4 protein-coding genes and 1 pseudogene are annotated in these 4,349 nt (G+C 67.8%); 4 read left to right on the top strand and 1 reads right to left on the bottom strand.

Going from position 1 to position 4,349, the window contains the following annotated elements; all coding sequences use genetic code 11:
- A pseudogene (locus ACFWY6_RS38335) lies at positions 1-159 on the top strand (elongation factor Tu); the annotation flags it as partial.
- 292 nt (positions 160-451) lie between these two features.
- Here the strand turns inward: ACFWY6_RS38335 and ACFWY6_RS38330 are convergent.
- Complete coding sequence (locus ACFWY6_RS38330) at positions 452-1,042, bottom strand: hypothetical protein (protein ID WP_384700497.1); 591 nt, start codon at positions 1,040-1,042, stop codon at positions 452-454.
- 1,240 nt (positions 1,043-2,282) lie between these two features.
- Between ACFWY6_RS38330 and ACFWY6_RS38325 the strand changes: the two genes are divergently transcribed.
- From ACFWY6_RS38325 to ACFWY6_RS38315, 3 genes are read left to right on the top strand one after another with little or no spacing between them, the layout of a single operon-like run.
- Entirely contained in the window at positions 2,283-3,209 is a 927-nt protein-coding gene (locus tag ACFWY6_RS38325; protein ID WP_384700500.1) for a zinc-binding alcohol dehydrogenase, read from the top strand.
- Between the two features lie 52 nt (positions 3,210-3,261).
- Complete coding sequence (locus tag ACFWY6_RS38320) at positions 3,262-3,660, top strand: 6-pyruvoyl tetrahydropterin synthase family protein (protein WP_384700495.1); 399 nt, start codon at positions 3,262-3,264, stop codon at positions 3,658-3,660.
- 10 nt (positions 3,661-3,670) lie between these two features.
- Positions 3,671-4,294, top strand: coding sequence for a RibD family protein (locus ACFWY6_RS38315; protein WP_384700493.1), 624 nt, complete (start codon positions 3,671-3,673; stop codon positions 4,292-4,294).
- The last annotated feature ends 55 nt before the right edge of the window (positions 4,295-4,349 follow it).

Raw genomic sequence — 4,349 nt, 5'->3', positions numbered from 1 at the left:
GGGCTGAAGGCGCTGGAGGGCGACCCGCGGTGGACGGCGGCCATCGAGGCACTGCTCGACGCGGTGGACACCTATGTGCCCATGCCCGAGCGGTACGTCGACGCGCCCTTTCTGCTGCCGGTGGAGAACGTGCTCACCATCACCGGGGTGGGGGATGTGGGTGGTTTTACGTTTCGAATGGAGTGTGGTGGGTGCGTTGCGGGGCTACGGGCTGCGGGGGTGAGGGATTGGCCTTTCCACCGTTCGTAGTGGTCTACACGTGCGTCGGCGGCAACCGCCTGCTGGTCACCTACATGTCCACCGGGGGCGACCCTCGCGATGCCAGCTGCCTGCGGCGGTGAACTACTCGGACCTGTATCAGGGATGGTGAGGCGCGCCCGCTGCCCCGGAGGTGGCAAAGGCAAGGGGCGGAGTGTGTCGCATCGCCTTTCTCATGCCGCGGTCGCTGATCTCACATCAGGACCCCGGCGCCGTCGCCGCGCTCGCCAAGCACGGTGCGTTGCCACAGAAGGGTGGGAACCTCGGCCACGAGTACGGTCTCCAGCGCCTCCACTCCGCCTTCGCGCACCCGGTCCGAGGCCTCTTCGTCCACGGGGAAGTCGCCCTGAAGCGCATCGCAGTTCCAGCATCCGCTGCTCAGATAGCGGCTGCGCATCGTTGAACTCCACCGAGGCTTGATCGAGCTGGCCAGCTGAGTCAGGCCCGCCGCCTGCAACATGTCCTTCACCCACACGCGGGAGGTCTCGTCTACCGAGCGCACCCAGCAGTCGGTGCGGGAGGGCCGGACCGGGTAGAGGCCAACCACGCAGGTGGCGGTCTCCCCGCACTTCCAGCACGGTCGGTTCAGAGCCAGGATCCGCACCGGAACCGTTGGGGCACATCCGGGGGGAACAACCTCCGGAATCCACGGATCGGTGCCGAACTGGTCGTCGCGGTTCCACCGTTCGTGCCGGAACGCGACGTCCTGGCACACCGGGCACTGGACTCCGCGCTTCCCATCGTCGGCGGGAACCAGCACACCGGCCTCGGCATCGACCTGCACGGAACACCCCATGCACGGGCCAGGGAACCGGTTGCTCGCGCGCTGGGTGACAGGGCCCGCAGTCTGCCTGGCGACGGCGGCTTCGCGCCGGGTAGTTTCCTGAGGCTTCCGGGGAGCGTCGGCCACGCAGTAGACCTGCCACCGTCCTCCCTGATGGATCCGGACACCGGCTCCTGGCTGGACGTACTGGCTGCAATGCTCCGCCGCGCACACGGCTGCGTACTTGTTGGAAGGCAGTTGGCCCATCGTGTCCGATTCCTACTGGGTGCCAGACGGCCGACCGGCCGGCATGACCGACGGCCTGGCCACGTTTGTCCGAGAAGCGATGCGAATGCCACGCCGCAGCCGACGCTCACAGTAGCCACAGCCCGAGCGCCCAGTCAGTGAGGGGACGGGGAAGTGGATTGTAAGGCCCATTGCGGTTGGTGCCCGCAGGAGCGTGCAGGCTGTTCCGGCTCCGCCCACGTAGCTACCGAGGAGTGCCCCAGCTAGGCTGTGGCGAGAATGTTCGCCGTGTAGGCCTCTGACCCCAGGTCTTGCGGCAGCGCCTCGGATGTTCCTTCGTGGTTGGTCCTCCTGGATCGTGTCCTCCAGCCCTACCAGCAGCTGTTGGCCCTCAGAATCGCTAGCAGGAACCGTCGATGCAATTTGCCCGGTTGCAGCTGATCGGGCTCGATGAGGGTCTGCATCAACGCGCCTTCGTGGAGGGCGATGAGCAGTCGGGCGAGCGGGTCGAGGTCCTGGTTCCGTGACGGCCGAGGCGCGAACGATCTGGAACATTGCTGCGGTCCATGTCGCATCACTTGAAGATCCAGTGCCGCGCAGCGCCCTGCGGGCCCATGGAGCCTTCCACCCGCCGCAGAGCTACATCCGCAGAGCTTCAGCGCTATTGGTGTAGCGCGAACTTTGTGCGACTCCTTGCTGCATGACGACGCGCTCTGAGTCGCCCCTCCGGGCCCGCAAATTGATCGTCTAGGATCGCAGGAATTCCCCACCCCGGGGGAATGGCGGCGCCGAACCGGTGGGGACAACGTTCCGGAGGACTGGGACGTTTGGTGCCGGAGGTTGTTGGAGGGTCCGTAGGCGGGCCCCGACTAGCAGAGGACCACCTGTGCCGAGCCACATACGCTCCTTCTGGGTCATATCCCCGGGGCGGGGTGAGATCCTGACCTCCGCCTGCCCGCCTGCCCGCCTGCCCGCCTGCCCGCCTGCCCGCCTGCCCGCCTGCCCGCCTGCCCGCCTGCCCGCCTGCCCGCCTGCCCGCCTGTGTGATGAGGCCGTAGTTCGGACCCTGTACTCGGCCGTGAGCCGTGGCACGGAGTCGCTGGTTTTCCACGGCAGGGTCCCCACCAGCCAGTACGCGGCAATGCGTGCCCCTTTTCAGGAGGGTGACTTCCCCGGACCCGTCAAGTACGGGTACCTCAATGTCGGCCGGGTAGAGGCCGGGCCGACGGAACTCGTGGGCCGGGCCGTGTTCAGCCTGTACCCGCACCAGACCCGATTCCGGGTCCCAGCCGGAGCTCTCACGCTGGTGCCTGACGCGGTACCGCCTGAGCGCGCCGTGCTGGCCGGGATCGTTGAGACCGCGCTCAACGCGCTGTGGGATGCGCCACCGATGATCGGCGACCGGATCGCGGTCGTGGGCGCGGGCATGGTCGGTTGCTGCGTGGCCGCGCTTCTGGCCCGGTTCCCCGGTGCCACGGTGCAGCTCGTCGACGTCGATCCGGCTCGCGCGGAGGTCGCCGCGGCGCTCGGTGTTGAGTTTGCCGACCCCACGCGGGCAATGGATGACTGCGATGTCGTGTTTCATTCCAGCGCGACTCAGGCCGGTCTCCGGCGCTCCCTCGAACTGCTCGCTCCCGAGGGTTCCGTGGTCGATCTGAGCTGGTACGGGGACCAGCAGGTGACCCTGCCGCTGGGGGAGTTGTTCCACTCCCGGCGCCTGTCGCTGCGTAGCAGCCAGGTCGGCGCTGTGCCGCCGGAGCGGCGCGGACGGTACACGGCCGCGGCTCGGCTCGGCTTGGCGCTCGACCTCCTGCGTGACCCGATCTTCGATGTGCTGATCACTGGCGAGTCGGATTTCGACGAACTCCCGCGGGTCATGGCAGAGATCGCCACGGGCAAGCTGCCCGGGCTCTGCCACCGCATCCGCTATAGCCCTCACTGATGCTGAGCTGCGCCTGCCCCACCACCCCCGTCAAAACCCTCCCGGAGAAGTGATGTTCACCGTAACCATCCGCGATCACCTCATGATCGCCCATAGCCTTCGTGGCGAGGTCTTCGGTCCCGCGCAGCGCCTGCACGGAGCGACGTACGTGGTCGACGCGACCTTCCAGCGTCCGGAGCTGGACGGCGACAACCTGGTCATCGACATGGATCTGGCCGCCAGGGAAGTCCGCGGGATCGTTTCAGCGCTCTCTTACCAGAACCTCGACGACGCCCCGGACTTCGCCGGAACCAACACCACCACGGAGTTCCTGGCCAAGGTCATCGCGGACCGTCTCGCCTCCTGCATACATGACGGGGCCCTCGGCCACGGAGCCCGCGGTCTGACCGGGCTCACTGTGCGGCTCCACGAATCGCACATAGCGTGGGCTGACTACCAGCGCGCGCTCTGACGCCCGGGCCATGGCCATACACCCGTACGTACTGCTGTCGGCGGCTGTCTCCGTGGACGGCCGCTTGGATGACACCGCCCGTGAAAGGCTCGTGCTCTCCAACCGCCGGGACCTCGACCGTGTCGACCGCGAACGCGCTGCGGCGGACGCCATCCTGGTCGGCGCCACCACCTTGCGCAGGGACAACCCGCGTTTGCTGGTGGCGAGCGCCGAACGGCGCGCCCGGCGCGTCGCGTCGGGCCAGCAAGAACATCCGCTGAAGGTCACGGTCACTGGGTCCGCCGAGTTGGACGCGGGGCTGGCGTTCTGGCACTGCGGAGGCGAGAAGCTCGTCTTCACGGTGGACGGCGCGCTGTCCCGGGCCCGCCGCACCTTGGGCGCCCTCGCCGACATCGTCAGTACCGGCCCGGCTCTCGAATGGCCCCTCCTTCTTGACGAACTCGGCCGGCGTGGGGTGGAAAGGCTCCTGGTGGAAGGCGGCGGGACGATCCACACCCAGCTCCTGGCGCAGAACCTGGCCGATGAACTCCACTTTGTCGTTGCACCGCTCCTGGTAGGTGAGGCCGCCGCGCCGACGTTCCTGTCCCCGGCGCGGGGGGGCGGGGGGTGCCCCACCCCCCCAAAAAAAAAATAAGAAAACCCCCCCGAGCGAATGGTGGTGGAGAGCGCGCCCCCCCACGAACCATCAG

This window comes from Streptomyces sp. NPDC059037 (assembly GCF_042740015.1).
Lineage (GTDB): Bacteria > Actinomycetota > Actinomycetes > Streptomycetales > Streptomycetaceae > Streptomyces.
Note: the sequence above shows the minus strand (reverse complement) of the source record. Positions and strands in the feature narration are given on the sequence as shown.